Origin of the sequence: Microbacterium oryzae, assembly GCF_009735645.1 — a bacterium.
Classification (GTDB): domain Bacteria; phylum Actinomycetota; class Actinomycetes; order Actinomycetales; family Microbacteriaceae; genus Microbacterium; species Microbacterium oryzae.
Genome location: NZ_CP032550.1, coordinates 2,397,594 through 2,419,038, shown reverse-complemented (window position 1 = coordinate 2,419,038; position 21,445 = coordinate 2,397,594). Strand labels below are relative to the sequence as shown.

Sequence of the window (21,445 nt, the reverse complement as noted above, 5' to 3'; positions counted from 1 at the left end):
TCGCGATCTCAGTACAGCGACGCCTTGCCGGCGGCCCCGAACAGGTCGATCTTCTCCGCGGCCGTCACCTTCATCGCCTCGAGCGGCTCGGGCTGGATGGCGTTCGGCTCGCGCAGGCGCTCGTCGGTGCCGAGGATCTCGCGCATGCGGTTGTGGTACGAGACCTTGATGTCGCTGGAGATGTTGATCTTGTTCACGCCGAGCGACACCGCCCGCGCGAGCTCGGCATCCGGATTCGACGAGCCGCCGTGCAGCACGAGCGGGATGCCGACGGCCGCCTTGATCTCCTCGAGCAGGTCGTGGCGCAGCTCGGGGTTCTTGTTCGCCGGGTAGAGGCCGTGCGAGGTGCCGATCGCGATGGCGAGGCTGTCGACGCCGGTCTCCTCGACGAAGCGGACGGCGTCCGCGGTGTTCGTGTAGATGATCTCCGCCGCCCCCGACTCGCCGTAGCTGTCGTTCGCGCCGATCGTGCCGAGCTCGCCCTCCACCTGCACGCCGGCGGCGTGCGCGGCCTCGACGACCTTGCGCGTGAGCGCGACGTTCTCCTCGAACGGCTGCAGCGACGCGTCGATCATCACCGAGGTGAACCCGGCCTGGATGGCCATGATCATCTGCTCGTAGGTGCCGCCGTGGTCCCAGTGGATGGCCACGGGCACGCTCGAGCGGTGCGCGCGGGCGTGCATCGCGGGGATGAGGTCGGTGGTGATGTGGGCGACCTCGTCGGGGTGGATGGCGATGATGACCGGTGCGGCCTTCTCCTCGCTGATGTCCATGATCCCCTTGAACATCGCCCAGTCGCTGATGTTGAACGCCGGGATGGCGAAGTTGTTCTCGTTGGCGACGTCGAGGATGGACTTGCCGGTGTACAGCACTGTGGTTCTCCTTTGATGGATGGTCGAGGTCGGTCAGCTCTTCACCGAGCCGGCCGTGAGGCCGCTGATGAAGTAGCGCTGCAGCACGAGGAAGAGGATGAGCACGGGGATCGAGCCGAGGATGCTCATCGCCATGATCTGGTTCCACTCGTAGGAGTGCTGGCCCATGAGCAGCTGGATGCCGATGGGCACCGTGCGCATGTCGTTGGTGCGCGTGAGGGTGAGGGCGAAGAGGTACTCGTTCCACGCGATCATGAACGTGTAGATCCCGACAGAGACGATGCCCGGCACGGAGATCGGCACGAGGATCCGCCAGAGGGCCGTCATGGAGCCGGCCCCGTCCATCCGCACCGCCTCGTCGAGCTCGCGCGGCAGGGTGTTGAAGTACCCGGTCATCATGATGATCGCGTAGGGCAGCGTGAACACCATGTAGGTGAGGATGAGCCCCGGGTAGGTGTTGTAGAGCTTCAGGGCCACCACGAGGCCGAAGTACGGGATCAGCAGGGTGATGGGCGGCACCGCCTGCACGCTGATGATCACGACGTTCAGCACCCGCTTGCCGCGGAACTCGAAGCGGCTGAACGCGTACGCGGCCTGGATGGCCACGAGCAGCGTCAGCAGCGTCACGGTGCCGGCGACGACGTAGCTGTTGAGGAAGAAGCGGACGGTCTCGGGCGTGGTGAGGATGGTGAGGTACGCGTCGAACGAGAACGAGTCGGTGACGAGCCGCGGCGGCAGCTCGAAGATCTCGGTGTTCGACTTGAACGAGCTCGAGAGCATCCACAGCACGGGTCCGGCGGCGAAGATCGCGCCGAGGACGAGCCCGATGATGACGCCGATGCGGGCCATCCGGGTGCGGGCCGCGCGGGTGGTGCGGGCCGCGCCGGTGTTGCGAGAACGGGTGGTGCTGCGGGTGGTGATGGCCGCTGTCGCCATGTCAGTCCCTCGCCTTCTGGTGTCGGACGTAGAGCACCGCGAGCACCATCGACATCAGCAGCACGAGGACGGCGGAGGTCGCGGCGACGGCGAAGTCGTACTGGGCGAACGCGAGCTTGTAGGTGAAGGTGCTGAGCACCTCGGTGACGTCGATCGGGCCGCCGCCGGTGGTCATCCAGATGAGCGCGAACTGCTGCGACGTCCAGATGAAATCGAGCAGCAGGAGGCTGACGATGATGGGCCGCAGCTGCGGGATGGTCACGTTCCAGAACCGCTGCGGGCCGTTCGCGCCATCGACCGTGGCGGCCTCGTTCAGCTCGCCCGGGATTCCCTGGAGGCCCGCGAGAAGGCTGACCATGAAGAACGGGTAGCCCGCCCAGATGTTGACGAAGGTGACCGTGCCGAGCGCGAGCTGCGGCGACGCGAGCCATTCCACATCGGTGGTGAGGAGGAAGTTGACGATGCCGTTGGGGGCGAGGAGCATCCGCCACAGCACGGCGATGACGGCGGCGGTGAAGAGCCACGGCAGCACGTAGAGGGCCCGGAAGATGGCTCGCGGCACGACGCCGATGAGCGTGCTGTTCAGCAGCATCGCGAAGGTGAGACCGATGACGAGGTGGGCGGCGACGCTCACGCCCGTGAAGTAGAGTGTGTTGCCCGTCGCCTTCCAGAAGCCGGGGTCGGAGAGCACCTCGACGTAGTTCGCGAGGCCGACGAAGCCGGACGAGGCTCCCATGACGGCGCGGTCCTGGAAGGAGTAGCCGATCACCATGACGATCGGGACGATCATCAGGACGAAGAGCAGGAGAAGCGTCGGGGCGAGGAAGCCGTAGGACTCGCCGGCCTTCCGCAGCTGGCGGCGCCTCCGCGAGAGCGGAGCTCCGGTGACGATCGCCTCCGTGTCGGGAGTGATCATGGTGTGCAAGCTCATGGTGTGTCGACCTCCGTGGGGGTCGGGCGCCGCTCGCGCGGCGCCCGACCGTGAGGGATGAGGGTCAGAACTCGGATTCCCAGGACGCCTGTGCCTTCTCCAGCGCGTCCGGGATCGACTGCTGGCCATCCAGTGCCGACTGCAGCTGCTCGCCGAGCTGGCGCATGAGCTCCTCCGCGACGGGGAGGCCAGTGAACTCGTTCGCCGGGTACCCCGCCTGGTAGATCTCGAAGGCCTTCGCGAACAGGTCGTCGTCCTCGACGAACGCCGGGACCGAGTTCGTGTTGCCGGGGAACGCGTTCGCCATCGTCGACAGCTCAGAGTTCGTCTCCTCGCTCATGAGGAACGAGACGAGCTTGAAGGCGGCGTCCTTGTTCTCGGAGTTCTCGGCGACGCCGATGCCCCAGGAGGCGTAGGGGATGCCGCGCTCGCCCTCGTAGCCCTCCTCGGCGGGGAGCGCCGAGATGGAGAAGTTGAGGTCGGGGTTCGTCTCGCGGATGAGGTTGATGTGCGCGAGCGAGTCGATCATCATGCCGACGCGGCCGTTGGTGAACTCCTCGACCTTGTCCTGCTCCTTCATGGTGAAGCTGCCCGAGGCGATGACGCCCGAGTCCCACAGGTCGCCGATGAACTCCGTCGCCGAGGTGACGTCGTCGTTCGTGAGGTCGGGCTGGCCGTCCTTCAGCATCGATCCGCCGGAGGCCCAAACCCACGACATGACGTCGTTCTGCACGCCGTTCGGCGCCTCGAGCGAGAGCGGGAGGACCCATCCGGAGGTGTCGCCGCCGAGGGCGGTGATCTTCTCGGCGGCGTCGGCGAACTCCTCGCGCGTGGTGGGCGGGGCGTCGACCCCGGCCTCGGCGAGCAGGTCGTCGTTGGTGAACATCGGGTACACGAAGTTGACGACCGGGATCATGTAGGTCTTGTCGTCGACCTTGATCTGGCTCGCCAGCTCGCTGTCGTCGTAGTCGTTCTCGGCCATGAGCGCGGTGAGGTCGGTGATGACGCCCTGCGACGCGAAGTCGTTGACCCACGCGCCGTCGAGGCCGACGACGTCGGGCATGGTGCCGGATGCGGCGCCGGCGAACAGCTGCTCCTTCGTGGAGGCATAGGGGCCGCTGACGAGATCGACCGTGATCTCGGGGTTCTTCTCCTCGAACTTGTCGATGAGGGCGCGGAACTCGCCGTCGGGGAGCTCGGGCTCCCACCACTGCGCGAACTCGATCGTCACGTCGCCGCCGGAGTCCGATCCGCCGCCGGAGTCGCTCGACCCGCAGCCGGACAGCACCAGGGCCGTCGCCGCAGTGGTCGCGAGGCCCGCGAACATCACTGCGCGACGGGGCATACGCCGTTGAATGGCCATCGTCTCTCCTCTTCGAGAACCTGCGGCATTTCTCCGGCTTCTGCCGTTTCATGCCTGTTTAAGCAAGAGCATGCAGGAGGACGCGACGGCCGTCAAGAGCGGGATCGGCGCCGTTACCGGACCGCGACGCAGTATCCGGGTCTGCCCATGGGGGCGCCGGCGTTGCTCTTTCTGCGGTTTCTTGCCGTTTTCCCGCGTGGCTGTGCTAGAGATGACGCATGGATACGCAGGCTCCCGCTCGAGGACGACGGCTGCCGGCAGGCCGCAAGGCCGATCTCGCCGCCTACGTCGAGGAGTTCGGTCGAGTGACGGTCGGCGATCTCGCCGCTCATTTCAACGTCTCGATCGACACCATCCGGCGCGACCTGGATCAGCTCGACCGCGAGGGCGTGGTCGTGCGCACGCACGGCGGCGCGGTGAGCGCGGCAGAGAACCAGGGGCGCGATCGCGGGCTCGATGTGCGTCTACGGATGCAGGTGGCGGAGAAGGAGAAGATCGCCCAGGTCGCCGCCGGCCTCGTCGAGGACGGCTCGGTGATCATGCTGAACGCCGGCACGACGACGCTCGCGGTCGCTCGCGCGCTGCGCAACCACCGCGACCTGACGATCGCGACGAACAACCTTCGCATCCCGGGCGAGATCTCGCCCCTGGTGTTCCGCGACCTCTACGTCTTCGGCGGCTCGGTGCGCACGATCACGCAGGCGACGACGGGGCCCGTGTCACTCGCGCTGAGCTCGAGCACCCCCGATGTGGACATCCGGTGCGATCTCGCCCTGATCGCCGTCGGCGCCGTGCACGAGTCGGGCTACTCGACGACGAATCTCGGCGACGCGACGATGATGGCGGAGATGATCCAGCGCGCCGACCGCGTGGCGATCCTCGCGGACTCGACCAAGCTCGGCCGGCGGCTCTTCGCCCAGGTGGTGCCGCTCGAGCAGGCGGACTACCTCATCACCGACGAGCAGCCGGGCCCGGAGCTTGCGGCGACGCTCGCCGCGGCAGGGGTGGAGGTGCTGACGCCTTAAGTGTGGCGCCAGGCGGGGGTGGTCTACCTGCGAATGCGGTGCAGTCTCGGCTGTGGCGCGCTGCGCCTAGCAGCCCTCAACAACCAGCACTGCACTGCTGCGCGCGAGCGCTGGGCGGCTGAGTGCCAGAGGGAACAGGCGTTGCTTCCTCATGCGGGCTGAACTGTGCTCAGAGATCGGGGTGTCGGTGCTTGGCCTTGAGCTTCGGGCTGAGGACGATCTCGGTGAGATCCGCAGTTCGACCCAGCTCGGTTAGCTGCCAGGGCGCGCGCCGATCACCATCAACCGCTTTCATGTAGCCGTTGTTTCGAAGATACTGGGCCGCCCAGCGAACGTCGTACTGCCAGGTATAGAACAGGTCACCTGATGTACGGAGATCGTGTTCGTGCACTTGCCACACGCGCTTCGTTACCTCGAGCACGGAGCCCGACCCTCCGAGCGATCGGAGTGCCTCGACCACAAAAAACCTGAACTCATCCCGTCCCATCACGTGAGCAGCCTATAGACCTGAGAGTCCTCGTCTGTGGAGCAGCGGCCTGCGCCGCGCTGGTTGAAGAACGCTAGAGAACGCTCGCGAGCTGCCGCCCGATCGCTGCGCCCAGAGGGATGGGAACGGCGTTTCCGATCTGGCGTGCGATCGCGGTCCTCGAACCCACGAAGAGGTGGTTCACGGGAAATCCCTGCAAGACCGCAGCCTCATAATGCGTGATGGCTCGGTTTTTCGTCGGATGCAGGTAACGACCCTTCTCGGGCTTGAAGAATTCGGTACGTATCGTCACCGATGGACGATCGGGGTAGAGACGCCCCATCACGTCCGCGGAACCGGACTTATGCTTCCGCCAGCAAGGAGCGAGGTCCGCTTCCTTGATGTTGAATCGATTCCCGCCTTCCGGAATCGCTGCCATCCGCCTCCTCGAGAGATCGGTGTAATCCCGGCTCCAGTGAAGCTCCCGTGTTGAGAAGGGACCCGCAAGGCGTCTACCCGAAATCTCGATGGACTTCGTGCCGAGAACGTGATCGCGGTCTGGATCCCCGGGAATGCCGAGGAACGCATCCTGTACCCACCGGTACCTTTCACGGCGGGCCGAGGGTTGCGATGCGTGCGTCGGCTCGGGAAAACCCGGGAAGGGCAGCGCGCGAAGGTGCCCGATCAGCACAGCGCGCTTCCGAGCCTGCGGCGAGCCGAAGTCCGCAGAGTTCAGCACACGGTGCTGAAACGCGTACTCCTCCAGGAACCCGCCCGGTTCGGTCGCTTCGACGAACTGCCGGAACTGCTTCGATCTCTCGAACGCGGCGACGTTCTCCACGACGAAGTACTTCGGCTTCACCCGCTTGATCGTCTCTGCGTAGTGACGCCAGAGGCCGTTGCGAAGATCCTCCTCATCCTGCTTGCCGAGAGTCGAGAAGCCCTGGCACGGCGGACCCCCGACGACCACATCGATGTTCTCCGGCATGGGTTGGGTGTCGAGCCATTCCTCGATCGGTCCGGCGAAGACGATCCCGGATCCGAAGGTCGCCTCATATGACGCAGCGGCCGCAATGTCCATCTCAACCGCCGCCACACTCGTGAATCGCTTCGATCCTTCGCGGAAGCCCGCGGTCAGCCCTCCCGCTCCGGCGAAAAGATCGAGGACGCGGATGTTGCGGGGCACGTCACAGAATCCTAGCTGGCCACGCCGTTCTCGGCTCTCTGCGACGCGACATCCTGCCAAAGACTAGGGTCGAGATCAAGAACGTGAGCGTAGCTTCTATGATCGCCCCGGCCTCCGACACCGAAGGCAGTGCGGGCAGCGCCTTCACAGGTATGCCCTCAGCGCCTTCGCGCCTTCGGAGCCGCGCAGCGCGTCGAGTGTCTTCGCCTCGATCTGACGAGCGCGCTCACGTGTGACACCGAGCGATGCTCCGACGGCATCCAGGGTGCGAGGTTCGTCCCCACCGATTCCGAATCGCCATCGAATGACTTGGGCTTCTCGCTCTCCGAGTGCGTCGAGAAGCGACTTGACCTGAAGAGGCAACATCGCCCTTTCGAAGTGCTCCTCCTGCGTGAGGTCATGGCCGTCGACCAGCTCATCAGCGAGCGAAACCCACTCGGTTTCGTCGTCGGCTGCTTCGAGCAGTGCTGGCCAGTCGAGCGAGTAGGGAGCATCGACATTGTTGAGGACTGCGCGAACCATCGCAGGTGCTTCAGCCAGCGCCTCTGCCACGTCGTTGATCCGCCGTGTCGAAGTGCCCGAAGTCTCCTTCCATGCCTTGATGATGTCAGGGAGCTTCTCGACGATGTGAACGGGGAACCGGATGGTGCGCCCCTGGTCTGCAAGCGCACGAGTGATGGCTTGCCGGATCCACCACGTGGAGTATGTCGAAAACTTGGTGCCGTGAAATCTGTCGAACTTCTGGATCGCACGCAGCAACCCAGTGACTCCCTCCTGCACCAGGTCCGCGAGCTCGAGGCCCCGGTTCTGATAGCCCTTCGCGATGTGGACAACGAGGCGCAGGTTGGACAGCACCATCCGGTCGATGGCGCGCTCGCCGTTCCGCGCCAGCCGCTGCAGGTCAAGACCCCTGCCTCTCACTCGATCCTCGTGCGCGAGCGACGCGATTCGCTCCGCGGCGAAAACACCGATCTCGATCTCACGTGCGAGCTCGACCTCTTCATGCGCCGAGAGCAACGAAAAGTCCTTGGTCCGTCGAAGGAGATCCCTCAGAACGTCGCCGTCGACGTGAACGTCCGCGAGAGCGGGGTCTGCGAGCGGCTCGTAGGGATCTCGTTCCGGGATAAGGATCGACTCCACCAGCACGAACTCAACCTCGTCGTCGTCGCCAGCGCGGCCTCGATCAGGATCCTCGTCGACCGATTCCTGAGCCGTGGCTTCACGTTTTCCTTTCCCCGAATCTTGACTCACGTCTTCCGCATGACCACGAATCGCCACCGATGCGAGCGCGGCGTGCATCACGTCGAGACGCTCCCGTGTGTGGGTCGCGAGACGCTCCTTGCCAGCGTGAGACTCCAGCAGCAGAAAAATGCTCGTCTTGAGGAGCTCTAGCCGGGCCCAGTCCGACTCAAGCTCCGCCCGGTGGAGACTGTTCAGCCGCACGAGCCCCGTCGCAGGCTCGAATGAGTACAGCTGTCCCGGAGCGAGGTCGAGCCAGCCGAACGAAATCGCGACGGCGTCATCGCGGACGCCGAGCGTCTTCTGCACGAGGGACTCGAGCCCGCTCGGTGCGCCCTCGCCCACAGCTGCAAACGGCTGCGCACGAAGCTCCCGCTGCTGCCCCTGCCGCCAAACATCTCGGGCGTCGTCGAAGTAGGCCTTCAGCGAGAAGCCGTCGGTTCGCGCCCGCTCAAGCGCCTGCAGCGCGGACGGACGGAGAACGACACCGCGTTTTTCAGCGTTCATCGCCACGGCATCAAGTGCGTCCGGCGCGAGCTCGATCACCGCTCGGGCAAGCTGTGTGTCGACGCCCCCATCGGGACGGAGCTGCAACCACCCGCCGCTGTGCAGGAGGCGATCGTTCCGATAGACGTAGAGCCCCTGCCAAGTGGCTCGAGGCTTGCCCAGCATCTTGACGTTCCGCCCATCCACAGCCGGAGGGAGGATGTAGCACGTCATCGTGAGGCGGCCACCGCCCGTCAACTCGGCGTCGAGAGTTCTCGGATAACCGGTCAACCCCCATCGCTCGAACTCCAACGGATCGATCGGTTTCACCACGCGGGGGGAACCGGACTCATTGCTGCTCTCGTCAAGTTCGTCCATCTCGATTCGGATCCGTTCGTCCTTGATCAACCGATGGAAAGTCAGACCGAGCTCATCGCGGAGCTGAACGATCATTGCCTCGAACCAGTTCCGTCGTGCGTGATAGGTTGAGGCTTTCGAAACGCCCTCCAGGCTCGACCACTCCACGACGGTCCCGGAATCGCCGTCGAGCCCGCGCTTTCGAAGCACGAATGCCGCGGCGCCGGCGTCAATCACCTCCGCACGGATCTGTGGACCTGACTGTGCTCGATCCAGCCGCATTCCCGCGGCAGGTGAAAACCCTGTAGCCGAGAATACGGTCAGGATCCGAGCCTGACTGAGCGACGCTGCCTTCAGCCCGACGCGGAAGTGCCCGTGATCTGAGCCAGAGTGATCGCTCCCGCCGCCGAGCGTCATGGCACGCTTGAGCTGCGCAAAGGTCATGCCGCAACCGTCGTCGCGGATGCGAATCGAGCGGACGACGGCGTTGTGAGTGACAAAGCGGATGCTGACGCGGGTGGCGCCAGCGTCGATACTGTTGTCGACCAGATCGGCCAACGCTGAGGCGAGAGTGTGCCCTCGCCCTATCGCGCCGAGGATCGACGCGTCCGGAGCCAGAAGGACGGTCCCTCCCCCCTGGTCGGCCTCATCGGCATTGATGCGGTCTGTCATGGCCGCGAGCCTAAACGTAATCTCCGACATCGCCGGACCTGCAGTCGGCGCAGGCCGACCGCGAGGTCTGTCACTTCCATGCGATAGAAAGGAGACGACCCTCGCCGGAGGGCGTCGAACGACGATGCCGCGGTGGGTCGGAAGCACCACGGGGAGTGTTGTGGCCAAGAAGAAGTTGATCGAGGTCGCGCTGCCGCTCGAAGCAATCAACGCGCAGTCCGCGCGTGAGAAGTCGATTCGGCACGGGCACCCGTCGACGCTGCACCTGTGGTGGGCGCGTCGCCCCCTCGCCACCGCACGGGCGGTGCTGTTCGCACAGCTGGTCGACGATCCGTCGGAGCGTGCGGACGAGTTCCGGAGCGAGGCGGCGGACGCTGGACTGAGCGACGTCGACGCCCACGTCGCTGCCCGGGTGGATGCCGAGCGCCAGCGTCTCTTCGATCTCATCACGCGCATGGTCGACTGGGACAACATCGGTGACGAGAGCCTATTTGACCAGGTGCGCGCCGAAATCCGCCGGTCCACGGACGGCAACCCCCCGGCGATTCTCGACCCGTTCGCAGGCGGAGGGACGATCCCTCTCGAAGCACAGCGTCTCGGTCTCGAGGCGCATGCGAGCGACCTCAACCCAGTTGCGGTGCTCATCAATAAGGCGCTGATCGAGATCCCCCCGAAGTTCGCGGGACGCGCGCCGGTTTTCCCAGGCGCCGAGGGCACGCGCAACTCGTGGCCGAAGGCGACGGGTCTCGCCGAGGATGTGCGCCGCTACGGCGAATGGATGCGTGACGAGGCCGAACGCCGCATCGGACATCTCTACCCGAAGGCGACGCTGCCCGATGGCACGAAGGCGAATGTGATCGCCTGGATCTGGGCTCGAACTGTCACTTGCCCCAACCCGGCGTGCGGAATCGAGATGCCGCTTGTGCGCTCGTGGTGGCTGGGGAAGAAGAAAGGTAAAGAGGCGTACGTCGTCCCTTCGGTCGTGAACGACCGCGTGGAGTTCACAATCGGACATAACCCGAAGTCGGCTCCAACGAAGGACTCGGACGGAACCGTGGGGCGACAAGGTGCACGCTGTGTCGGCTGCGGCAGCGCAGTGCCACTCGAGTACGTCCGTTCTCAGAGCCGCGACGTCGGACTCGACGCTCAGTTGATGTCCGTCGTGGCCGAGGGATCGCGGGCGCGCGTCTACTTGCCCGCAGACGCGAAACACGCGCGCGCCGCTGCCGACGCGATCGCCTCGGACGTCCCATCTGGCGAGCTTTTCGATTGGCCTGGGCGTATCAACGTTGTTCGGTACGGACTCACCACATTCGCATCCCTATTCACGAACCGGCAGCTGACGGCACTCACGACGTTCAGCGATCTCGTCGGGGAGGCGCGGGAGCAGGTCCTCCAGGATGCCCTCGCCAGCGGCCTTCCCGAGGGCAGCCGCCTCGAAGAGGGAGGGACGGATGCCGCGGCCTACGCCGACGCCGTCGCCACCTACCTGGGCCTCGGCGTCAGTCGGACGGCGGATATCTGCAACTCCCTCGCAACGTGGTCGAATTCGCGGGACCAGACACGGAACCTCTTCTCGCGTCAGGCGGTGCCGATGGCGTGGGACTTCGTCGAGGCCTCACCCCTAGCGCGTGCATCGGGAGATCCGGTCATAGCTTTGGCTTCGATCGCGGACGTGCTCGACCGAGTTCCCGCGCGCGGGTCAGCTGTCGCTATGCAGGCGGATGCGTCGACGAGGACCTACGAGAGTCTCACGGCGTCGACGGATCCGCCCTACTACGACAACATCGGATACTCCGACCTGTCCGACTTCTTCTATGTGTGGTTGCGGCGGGGACTCCGGGCAATCCACCCCCAGCTCCTCAGCACCATGCTCGTGCCCAAGGCTGAGGAACTTGTGGCCAACCCGTATCGACACGGTGGCCGCGACGCAGCGCAGGAATTCTTCGAGTCAGGGTTCCGCAACGTGTTCGGTGAGGCACGGCGGTCCGCGGGCGACGACTACCCCATCACCGTCTACTACGCCTTCAAGCAGGCGGAGCTGGAGGCCGATGGGCTTGCCTCCACAGGTTGGGAGACGCTGCTCAGCGGTATGGTCTCCGAGGGATGGATGGTAACCGCGACGTGGCCCGTCCGGTCCGAGCGCGCTGGCCGAATGATCAGCATTGGGACGAACGCTCTCGCATCATCTATCGTGCTCGCGCTCCGCCCGCGCTCCGAGGACGCGCCGGTCGCCGACCGCCGCGGCTTCCTCGCTGAGCTGAAGTCCACACTCCCCGAGGCGCTACGCAACCTGCAACAGGGAAGCATTGCACCCGTCGATATGGCGCAGGCCGCGATCGGTCCAGGCATGGCAACCTTCTCGAAGTACGCGCGAGTGATCGACCCATCGGGCGCACCCATGAGCATTCGCGACGCGCTCCGAGCGATCAACGGTGTGCTCGACGAGGTGCTCTCGCAGCAGGAGGGCGATTTCGACGACGACACGCGCTGGTGCGTGGCATGGTTCGAGACTCATGGCTTTGATGTGTCGCAGTACGGCGAGGCCGAGACGCTCGCGAGCGCGAAGAACGCTTCAGTCGCGGGACTCGCGCGGTCGGGCGTCATCTCGAGCGGTGGAGGCAAGGTCAAGCTCTTCGCTCCGGACGAGCTCCCGGCTGGCTACGACCCTCGCTCCGACGATCGAATCTCGCTGTGGGAGGTCGTACTGCACATGGCGCGGGCGCTCTCCGACTCGGGTCTCGACGCGGCGGGCCGCATTCTCGCGGGCGCGGAGCAGCGCGGCATCGATATGACCGCAGCCCACGAGCTCGCCTACCTCCTGTACGCCATCTCAGAGAAGCGTGGACTCACTCAGGCCGGCATCCTGTTCAACACGCTCGGCTCGTCCTGGCCCGAGGTACGAGCCGCCGCGGTATCCGCGATCGACCGCCCCGTCGGCCTGGCGGCGCCGACCCTCGACTTTGACAACCTGGAGGCGTGACGATGGTCTCGAACATCGAGCGTGTCGGCCGTGGCCTGGACACCATCTCTGAGGCGCTCGAGCCGTTCATCGCCCGTGTCCTCGTCCCTCATCTGCCCGAGGGGGTCACCGACTGGACACGGCTGCTTGAGACGAAGGACGGGATTGCGGGCAAGCACTATTCGCCGACAGACCCTCAAGTCCAGCTCCGGGTGCTGACAGAGCCACTCGGATCGCTTCGGTACGCCTTCAACGGTGAGTTATCTCGCGCCGAGCAGAATCTTGCGAGCGAGCTCCGCGGCGTGCGCGACGCGTGGGCGCACAAGAAACCCTTCAGTGCCGACGACGCCTACCGCGCGCTCGACACGATGGAGCGGCTCCTTAGAGCGATCGGTGCCGCCGCTGCGGCAGACAGCATCCGTCGCTCGCGTCTCGATCTCCAACGATCGGCCTACGCCGACGAGACGCGCCGCGACACTCAAGTCGGAGCCGGTATGCCGGCTCTGTCATCGACGGACCTCGCGCCGTGGCGGGAGGTGCTGCAGCCGCATCCTGATATCGCCGCCAACGATTTCGCCCGCGCGGAATTCGCTGCCGATCTTCATCAGGTCGCGACGGGTGCCGAGGCCTCCAGCGACTACAACGACCCCATCGAGTTCTTCCAGCGCACCTATCTGACCGAGGGTCTCAAGGCGCTGCTGGGGATCGCGGTCAAGCGCATCGCAGGCGACATGAATGCCGCACCCGTCGTCAACCTGCAGACCGCGTTCGGCGGCGGCAAGACCCACTCGATGCTCGCAGTGTGGCACCTGTTCGGTGGTAGGACGATCACCGACTTTCCGCAGAGCGCGCAGGACGTGATCCGCGAGCTCGGTACCGACCCCGCCGTGATCGAAGGCGACGTGAAGCGAGTTGCGATCGTGGGCAATGAGCTCTCGCCGGGGCAGAGCTGGACGAAGCCCGACGGCACGGAGATCCGCACAATCTGGGGCGAGATCGCTTGGCAGCTCGGCGGTGCAGCAGCGTACGCTCAGGTTGCCGAGGCCGACCGCACGGGCACCAACCCGGGTGCTGCGATCCGGAACGTGATCGAAGCACACTCGCCCTCGGTGATCCTGATCGACGAGTGGGTCGCGTACGCCCGCGGGCTTTACGGGCAGGATTCGCTCGTCGGAGGCACGTTCGAGACGCAGTTCTCGTTCGCGCAGCAACTCACTGAGGCCGTGAAGTCAGTGCGGGGCGCTCTATTGCTAGTGTCAATCCCGGCATCTGACGTCCGCCGCGACGATGACGCTCCCGTCGCCTCCGACCTCGAGGTGGGCGGTGCCCACGGTCGGGCCGCACTCGAGAAGTTGCAGAATGTGGTCACCCGCGTCGCGCAGCCCTGGACACCTGCGAGCAGCACGGAGTCCTTCGAGATCGTACGTCGGCGGCTATTCCGGGAGCCGGATGCCGAGGCGCGTCGGCGGATCGATGCGACTGCGAAGACCTTCGTCGAGTACTACCGCAGAAGCGTCGGTGAACTCCCGGCCGAGACCCGCGAGCCGGCATACGAGTCGCGCATCCGCGACGCGTATCCGATCCATCCGGAGCTGTTCGACCGGCTCTACGGCGATTGGTCAACACTCGAGAAGTTCCAACGCACGCGCGGCGTGCTGCGGCTCATGAGCGCGGTCGTCCACGCGCTGCACTCGGCAGGTGACAGATCGCCGCTTATTATGCCCGGATCGATTCCGCTCGACTCTGCCGCAGTGCGTGATGAGCTCACTGGATACCTCGATGATGGCGATCGGTGGAAGTCGGTCGTCGAGAGCGACATCGACGGCGCTAACGGCACCGCGATCCATATCGATAGGGAGAAGCCGCTCTTCGGTAACCGCGCACTGACGCGCCGGATCGCTCGCGCGACCTTCATCGGATCGGCCGCAACGCTGCGCTCGAGTCACAAGGGGATCGAACGCAAGCGCATGTTCCTCGGCGTCGCCATGCCAGGCGACACGATCGGCAACTTCGGCAGCGCACTGCAGCTTCTGGGTGAGCGCGCCAACTACCTCTACGCCGAGGGGGACCGGCACTGGTTCGATCTGCAGGTCTCGCTCAACCGCACGGTCGCCGAGCGATCGCAGTCGTACTCGGTCGCAGACGTCGAACGCTTCATCGTCGATCGCCTTCGGCGCCAGACGAAAAACCCCGCGATGTTTGCCGATATCGTCTATGCGCCCACGGACTCCAGCGAAGTAGTCGAAGCCGACAAGGTCCGCCTCGTCATCGCAGGTCCTGCTCACACCCACGACGGTAAGAGCTACGACTCGAAGGCCCACGGGTTCGCGCACCACGTCGCTTCGACCAGAGGGAACGCGCCGCGTCAGGGCGTCAACACTGTCGTCGTTCTTGCGCCGGATCAAATGCGCTGGGCCGATCTTGAACAGGCGGCGCGGCAGTATCTCGCGTGGGAGGCCATCCACCACGAGCGCAAGATTCTGGATCTGACCCAGGGCCAAGTTGAGACAGCATCGCAGCGGATCACGGCCCTCAACAAGACGGTCGAGCAGCGTATCCGCGAGACGTGGATCTGGGGCATCTATCCGCAGCAGCTCGAAGCAAGAGCGTCCTGGACGACTTCGCAGATCAAGGCCGACAGTGCGACCGAGTCGGTGATCCTCACGGTCGGCGACCGCTTCGATAAGGCCGACGTGGTGATCACGCACTTCTCGATGCAGTCCATCGGAGTCGAGCTGCAGAACAGTCTACGAAGCAGGTGGAACTCGGGTTCGATCCGCGTCGACGAGCTGTGGGACTATCACGTGCGGTACCCCTACCTGGCGCGACTGCGCGACAAGCGCGTGCTGCTCGATGCGATCGCGGGAGCGATGACCGACCCGGCATGGGAACAGCTCGGTTTCGCCCTTGCCGACGGCTATGACGAGGCGACCGGCGATTTCGTGAAACTCAGAGTACCGATCGAGGACTCGGCGCCGGCGGCGATCTCTGACTCGATGCTGCTGGTGAGCCCGCGACTTGCGGTGGCACAGCGGGCACGAGAGGTCGAGGAGGCCGATCGCGTCGCGGCGCCGCCCACAAAGGGTGGAGGTTCGGATTCTGCGTCGGATTCAGGATTCGGGAGTTCGGGCGGTTCGGGCGGAGTGTCCCGCCCGCCGGCACCGGCGGTCGTTAGGAACGCCCGCTATCGCGGCTCGATCGAGCTCAAGCCAGGCATCGACCTGCGTGCACAGGCCGTTCAGCTGGCCGAAGAGCTGCTCGAACACCTGCGGCGAGCAGAGCCTGACACTCTCGAGATCCGAGTCGACATAGATGCCGGTAAGGCGGACGGCTTCCCGGACTCGGTCGTGCGTACGGTCAAGGAGAACGGGACCCAGCTCGGGTTGTACCCGAACCTGTTCGAGGACATTTGATGGGCGAAGCGGCGCATGTCACCCGGTTTCGGCAGACGGCTCCGGACCCCTCGATCGCGAAGGCCGTCGGTCGGCATCACACGTTCGAGACCGCAGTCGCGGACCTTGTCGACAACAGCCTCGACGCCGGAGCATCCCGGGTACTCGTCCGATTTCTCGAGACGAGTGGAGCCGTTACCGGCCTGCAGGTGATCGACGATGGCTGCGGAATGGACAGCGACCAGATGGATTCCGCTATGGAGTACGCCCTCAAGAGAGCGTACGGCCAGAGCGATCAGGGGCACTTCGGGTTGGGGCTTAAGGCCGCTTCATTGAGTCAAGCCGACACGCTCAACGTGTATTCGCGCAAGTTCGGCACGCTCGCTTCGGGTCGCACGATCGGCGCAGCCGACCCGACTCTCATCGGGGATTTGGACCGCGACCACGTCGCCGGTGTGCTTGAGGGGATTCGGGTCGACTTCCCGTTGTCGAACGGCACCGTGGTCGAGTGGGTAGGCCCACGGACGTTCCTCAGCAGCCACGACCAGCGCGATCGCTCCCAGTGGCTTGATCAACGCGTGACGGCGCTACGCACGCACCTCGGAACGGTGTTCCACCGGCATATCGCATCTGGTCGGATCACGATCAACATCGACGTGTTTGACGCGTTCTACGGAGAGTCCGGCATCCCCCGCACTGTGAGCGCCCTGGACCCATTCGGGTACCATCGGCTGCCCAACGACCGTTTTCCGGCCGAGCTATCCTTCTCGGTCGATGGTCTTACGGGTGTTGCCGAGGCGCACGTGTGGCCAGCAGCGCAAGCCGGCTTACCGGAGTTCAGACTCGGCGGCCGCCCCGGAGGGCTCGCACAAGGCTTTTACTTCTATCGCAACGACCGGCTGCTGCAGATGGGCGGGTGGAACACCCTCACCGTTCACCGTGCAGAGCTTGAATACGTTCGCATCGCTGTGGACATCGAAGGGCCGCTCGAACGGCACGTGACGATCAACCCCGAGAAGGCCGGCCTCGAGATCGACGCCGACGCCAAGGCTGCGCTGCTCGACGCCCGAGTGGCACCTGGTGGAGAATCTCTCCGCGCGTTTCTCGCTGCGGCCGAGGCTCGTCGGCGGGAGAGTCGAAAGTATGAGAAGCGTCCTGTCGAGCTCGTACGACCCGGTCGTGGAATGAGTGCGGCGATGCGAACTGCATTCGATGAGTCCGTCGAGGGCGCCAACGCCCATCCGATTGACATCCGGTGGCGGATCGATGCGACCGAGTCGCCCGTGCACATCGATCTCGAGAATCGCACGATCTGGCTCAACAGCACCTACCGGGCACTCATCACGGGCGTCGATGGTGTCGACAACGAGGACGCGCCGCTGCTCAAGACGATGCTCGTCATGCTGTACTCGCGGTACTTCGAGGGCTCCTACCTGGGCTCGCGCGAGAAGGCTGAGCTGCAAGCCTGGGACCAACTGCTGACCGCGGCCGTGCGCGAAGAGTCCGCGCGCCAGGAGAAGGAGCTGAGGAATGACGACGAACGCGGGTGACAACCCGAGCCACCTAGACCCTAGAACGGTCGAGGAGTACTTCCGGCTGGGTGCGAAGTCGGCCTTCACGCTGCACGCCGAGCCGCCTGTAGTGATGGAGATCGACCCCGGCCGTGAAGAGATCGAGCTCCGCACCCCTGCGGCAGGGTCGGAACCGGAGGTCACCGCGTTCGATAGGCTGTCGCTGCTGCGTGTTCAGCGCGACGGCACGGAGTGGTTCCGCCTCGTTGTCGATGCCCGCGAGATGCATTACGAGGCCTACGTACTGCTGGAATCGATCGTGGATCAGCTGAAGTCGGGGGCTTCGTTTCGGCATGCCGTGTCAGAAGCCGTGTCGTCGCTCAAAGATTTGCTCGCCGGACGATCACGGCTCACCGAGGAGAAGATCCTCGGTCTACTCGGGGAGCTTCTCGTACTGACCCACGCGGTTGACACGCTCGGCGAGGAGGCGGCCATGACTGCGTGGCTGGGCCCACTGGCCGAGGAGCACGACTTCGCGTTCGAACAGTTCGACGCCGAGGTGAAAACCACGAAGTCCGAGTCCCGCGTGCACGTCATCGGCTCGGAGACGCAGCTCGAGCCGGAGCCGGCTCGTCCTCTCTATCTGGTCTCCATCCAACTCACTCGAGCGGGTCTAGCCGAACAGGGCTTCACACTGCCGTCCGTCATCGCCGACCTGCGCAGCAGGCTGGACCAGACCCGCCGCACGTTCGATGCAGCGATAGAGGGGCTTGGCTGGCGAGACGCGGATGCGGATCTCTACAAGGTGCGGCACCAACCGCGCTCCACACCCCGGGCGTATCTGGTGGATGAGGAGTTCCCTGCCATCACCTCCGGGCGCTTGGACCGGGTCGTTCCTCAGCGCCCGCATGTCGCCAGCGTGACCTACCGTGTCAACGTCACCGATCTCGCCCACTCTGGAATAGGCGCTCCACTCGATGACTTCTGCGAGGAACCCGAATGACGACCACTGTCGACCCGACCATAACCGCCGCCGTTCAAAAGGTTCTGAACCAGATTCGCGACACCGGCCCCGAAGAGCTGCTGTGGCGCGTGCAGGGCGAGCTGCGCAAGACACAGGTCAACGTCACGGAAGCAGACATCAGGGCGGCTGTCACCGTTCCCAATCTCAACGACCCCGCACGCAGGGCAATCCACATGGCGCTGGCGATGTGGGATGCGCTCGCCTCTGCGGACTGGATCCAGGACACCAGGCCCGGCACTCCGAATCGACGAGAGCGGATCTACGAGATGCTCGAAATCTCGGACGGTCTGCGCGAGGTTCTCGATTCCGAGTTCCCGAGCGCGTCTCAGATGGATGCGATGATCGTCGACCCCAAGAACTGGACCCCTTGGTACGACGAGGAGCGCCGCGCCGCCCACGACTTCTACTGGCGCGCGTACCGAGGTGTTCTCGAGGGGAAGGGATGGGACGTCGATGCGCTGGCAACTCTCGACCGTTCCACCACGGAGATCGTCCAGCGCCTCGCCGACCCTAGCGCGGCCGAGGGATATCAGACCAAAGGCCTTGTCGTTGGCCACGTCCAGAGCGGAAAGACGGCCAACTTCACGGGTATCGTCGCGAAGGCGATCGACGCCGGTTACCGCTTAATCATCGTGCTGACAGGAACCATCGAGCTGTTGCGCGGTCAGACGCAGCGCCGGCTCGATATGGAGCTCGTGGGCGAGGAGAACATCCTCGACGGAGCGGACAGGAACGATGCGTCGTCGATCCGCGAGATTGACTACATCGGAACGCAGGACGCCGACTGGTACGCGGGCAAATTCCTCAAGCACGGACAGGACGTGCACTCATTGCCGGAGGTGCCGGCGATCAAGCGGTTGACGACGGTGGACCGGGACTATCGCAAACTCCGCTTGGGGCGAGACGCGCTCGATTTCCGTCGCACCGGCGAACTCCGCGACACGGGGAAGCCGGTGTACGCGCCCGAGAACATCTACTCCGTCGATGCACGTATCGCCATCATGAAGAAGAACACGACTTCGCTGAAGAATCTGTTGCATGACCTGAAGAACATTCGGGCGGATGGCAAGGAGATCCCGGCGCTGATCATCGACGACGAGGCTGACCAGGCATCGGTGAACACGGTCAACCCGCGTTCGAAGCAGGAAGTCGCGGCCGAGTCCAGAAAGCGTTCCGCCATCAACAAGCTGATCGCCGACCTGCTCACCGAGCTGCCGCGCGCACAGTACGTCGGATACACCGCCACGCCATTTGCCAACGTATTCATCTCGCCCGACGACTCGGAGGATCTCTTTCCGAAGGACTTCCTCGTCAGCCTTCAGCCCTCATCCCAGTACATGGGCGGTCGCGACTTCCATGACCTGTGGGGACTTGACGAAGCAGACAGGGGGGACCCGGCTCGATCGAACGAAGCCGCCTTCGTTCGCGACCTCTATGCCGACGGCGACGAAGACCCTGCCGCGGAAGAGGCCGAGATCCTCGGCGCTCTTGACGCGTTCGTTCTGACGGGGGCGATCAAGAAGTGGCGGGAGTCGCTCGGCACAGGACCCGCATTCCGCCACCACACGATGCTGGTCCACGAGTCCGTGCGCACGTCCGACCAGTCCGACCTTGCCGACCGATTCCGCGGTGTGTGGAGGCGTGCGGCGTACACGAACCCGTCGGCGTTCTCCCGACTGCGCGAGCTGTACGAATCGGATTTCCGGGCGGTCAATGAGGCGCGGGACTGGCCCGACCATCCGCTTCCAGTGAGTTTCGACCACCTCAAGCCCTTCGTCGGCGCGGCAGTCGACGCCATCACTGCTGACAGCGATCCCGTCGTGGTCGTCAACGGGACGAAGGACAGCGACTACGACGCGATGGACTTCCAGACCCGTCCGTACTGGCGAATCATGGTCGGTGGCGCGAAGCTCAGCCGCGGGTTCACCGTCGAGGGCCTGACGATCTCCTACTACCGTCGCCGTGCTGCCGCAGCAGACACGCTGATGCAGATGGGCCGGTGGTTCGGCTACCGTCCAGGTTACGGAGACCTCGTCCGCCTGTACATCGCGCGGAACGTCCTCGATGGGCGGGGAAAGTCGTACGACCTGTACGACGCGTTCACCTCGATCATCGAGGACGAGGAGGAGTTCCGCGACCAGCTACACCGATTCGCCGAGATCGAGGAGGATGGCCGACCGGTCGTGCGGCCCATCCATGTGCCGCCGCTTGTCTTCCAGCAGCTGCCTTGGCTCAAGCCCACGGGCGCGAACAAGATGTACAACGCGGTACTCACCTACGAGGGTGACGGCGGCGTCGTTAAGGATTTCAACCAGCACGACCACCGCGAAGACGGAAGTCGCAATGCGAAGCACTTCGCTGCCGTGAAGCCGCTGTTGAGCGGGCTGTCCGAGCCGCATAAGTTCCTCGGGGTGGCGGGCACGACATTCGATGGCCGCTACGCCATTGCCTCAACCGAAGCGGTCGTCGCGGCTCTTAGCGAGTTCCGGTTCTCCTCACCCGACCAGCTCAAGCCCACCATCAGCATGATGCAGAAGGCGGCGCATGAAGGGACAGTGAAGGATTGGGCTGTGATCGTGCCCGAACTGGACTCGACCTATCAGCGGGAGATCGAAGGCGCCACCGTTTCGATCGCTGAGCGCCGGCGTCGGAAGGATCGCCCTGGATTCGCCGGAAGCGAGCGGCGGCATCGTGCAGCCCTCGAGGTGATCACCCAGCGTCCGGATCGGGATGCTGAGGCTGGCCCGGTTGCAGAGTCGCTGTCCAGAGCGACACGCGGGGCGCTGCTTCTGACCTTCGCCTACGACCCTGAGGTCAGCAGCGACGAACTCCGAGACGAGGGCCGCGCGAGCGCCAATCGCATCAAGAGGGACGCATGGCCGACGCTCATGCTGAGCGAGAGTGTCGCGACGCTTCTCTCTATCGCGATGCCGTATGGCTCGGCGCCACGCGGGCGCATCGGCTTCACAGTCCGTCGCGAGGATAGCGCGGACAGCGCGATCGTCGATCGCGACTGATGCTGA

At 64.8% G+C, this 21,445-nt stretch carries 13 protein-coding genes; 6 read left to right on the top strand and 7 right to left on the bottom strand.

Annotation, left to right across the window (positions count from 1 at the left end; genetic code table 11):
- Positions 1–8: 8 nt before the first annotated feature.
- From D7D94_RS11310 to D7D94_RS11295, 4 genes are all read right to left on the bottom strand, one after another.
- Positions 9–872: a ketose-bisphosphate aldolase gene (locus tag D7D94_RS11310; RefSeq protein ID WP_156242702.1), complete on the bottom strand. Its 864-nt coding sequence runs from the start codon at positions 870–872 to the stop codon at positions 9–11.
- A gap of 33 nt (positions 873–905) precedes the next feature.
- Complete coding sequence (locus D7D94_RS11305; protein WP_246171780.1) at positions 906–1,808, bottom strand: carbohydrate ABC transporter permease; 903 nt, start codon at positions 1,806–1,808, stop codon at positions 906–908.
- A 1-nt stretch (position 1,809) separates the two neighbouring features.
- Positions 1,810–2,724: a carbohydrate ABC transporter permease gene (locus tag D7D94_RS11300; RefSeq protein ID WP_246171779.1), complete on the bottom strand. Its 915-nt coding sequence runs from the start codon at positions 2,722–2,724 to the stop codon at positions 1,810–1,812.
- Between the two features lie 79 nt (positions 2,725–2,803).
- The gene (locus D7D94_RS11295; RefSeq protein WP_246171778.1) at positions 2,804–4,102 is read right to left on the bottom strand and encodes an ABC transporter substrate-binding protein; all 1,299 of its coding nucleotides are present in this window, start codon (positions 4,100–4,102) and stop codon (positions 2,804–2,806) included.
- Positions 4,103–4,320: 218 nt separating this feature from the next.
- Between D7D94_RS11295 and D7D94_RS11290 the strand changes: the two genes are divergently transcribed.
- A complete protein-coding gene (locus D7D94_RS11290) occupies positions 4,321–5,127 on the top strand; it encodes a DeoR/GlpR family DNA-binding transcription regulator (RefSeq protein ID WP_156242700.1) in 807 nt (268 codons plus the stop codon).
- 169 nt (positions 5,128–5,296) lie between these two features.
- Here the strand turns inward: D7D94_RS11290 and D7D94_RS11285 are convergent, their stop codons facing one another.
- The 3 genes from D7D94_RS11285 to D7D94_RS11275 all read right to left on the bottom strand — a co-directional run bounded on the left by D7D94_RS11285 (position 5,297) and on the right by D7D94_RS11275 (position 9,533).
- Positions 5,297–5,617 carry a winged helix-turn-helix domain-containing protein gene (locus D7D94_RS11285; RefSeq protein WP_216648658.1) on the bottom strand — a complete coding sequence of 107 codons (321 nt, stop codon included), beginning with the start codon at positions 5,615–5,617 and terminating at the stop codon, positions 5,297–5,299.
- A gap of 70 nt (positions 5,618–5,687) precedes the next feature.
- On the bottom strand, positions 5,688–6,779 hold the full coding sequence (locus D7D94_RS11280) for a DNA cytosine methyltransferase (protein ID WP_156242699.1): 1,092 nt from the start codon (positions 6,777–6,779) through the stop codon (positions 5,688–5,690).
- Between the two features lie 144 nt (positions 6,780–6,923).
- Entirely contained in the window at positions 6,924–9,533 is a 2,610-nt protein-coding gene (locus tag D7D94_RS11275) for a sigma-70 family RNA polymerase sigma factor (protein ID WP_173024311.1), read from the bottom strand.
- 160 nt (positions 9,534–9,693) lie between these two features.
- Here D7D94_RS11275 and D7D94_RS11270 point away from each other — a divergent pair, with 160 nt between their 5' ends.
- Genes D7D94_RS11270 through D7D94_RS11250 form a run of 5 tightly spaced genes read left to right on the top strand, consistent with a single transcriptional unit; the run spans position 9,694 to position 21,439 of the window.
- Complete coding sequence (locus D7D94_RS11270) at positions 9,694–12,516, top strand: DUF1156 domain-containing protein (RefSeq protein WP_216648657.1); 2,823 nt, start codon at positions 9,694–9,696, stop codon at positions 12,514–12,516.
- A gap of 2 nt (positions 12,517–12,518) precedes the next feature.
- The gene (locus D7D94_RS11265) at positions 12,519–15,908 is read left to right on the top strand and encodes a Swt1 family HEPN domain-containing protein (RefSeq protein WP_156242696.1); all 3,390 of its coding nucleotides are present in this window, start codon (positions 12,519–12,521) and stop codon (positions 15,906–15,908) included.
- Complete coding sequence (locus D7D94_RS11260) at positions 15,908–17,437, top strand: ATP-binding protein (RefSeq protein ID WP_156242695.1); 1,530 nt, start codon at positions 15,908–15,910, stop codon at positions 17,435–17,437. The genes D7D94_RS11265 and D7D94_RS11260 overlap by 1 nt, the downstream gene beginning before the upstream one ends.
- Complete coding sequence (locus D7D94_RS11255; RefSeq protein WP_156242694.1) at positions 17,418–18,401, top strand: PD-(D/E)XK motif protein; 984 nt, start codon at positions 17,418–17,420, stop codon at positions 18,399–18,401. Before D7D94_RS11260 ends, D7D94_RS11255 begins: the two co-directional genes overlap by 20 nt.
- Positions 18,398–21,439 (top strand): Z1 domain-containing protein, encoded by a 3,042-nt coding sequence (locus tag D7D94_RS11250; protein WP_156242693.1) that lies wholly within the window; start codon positions 18,398–18,400, stop codon positions 21,437–21,439. The genes D7D94_RS11255 and D7D94_RS11250 overlap by 4 nt, the downstream gene beginning before the upstream one ends.
- Positions 21,440–21,445: the final 6 nt, after the last annotated feature.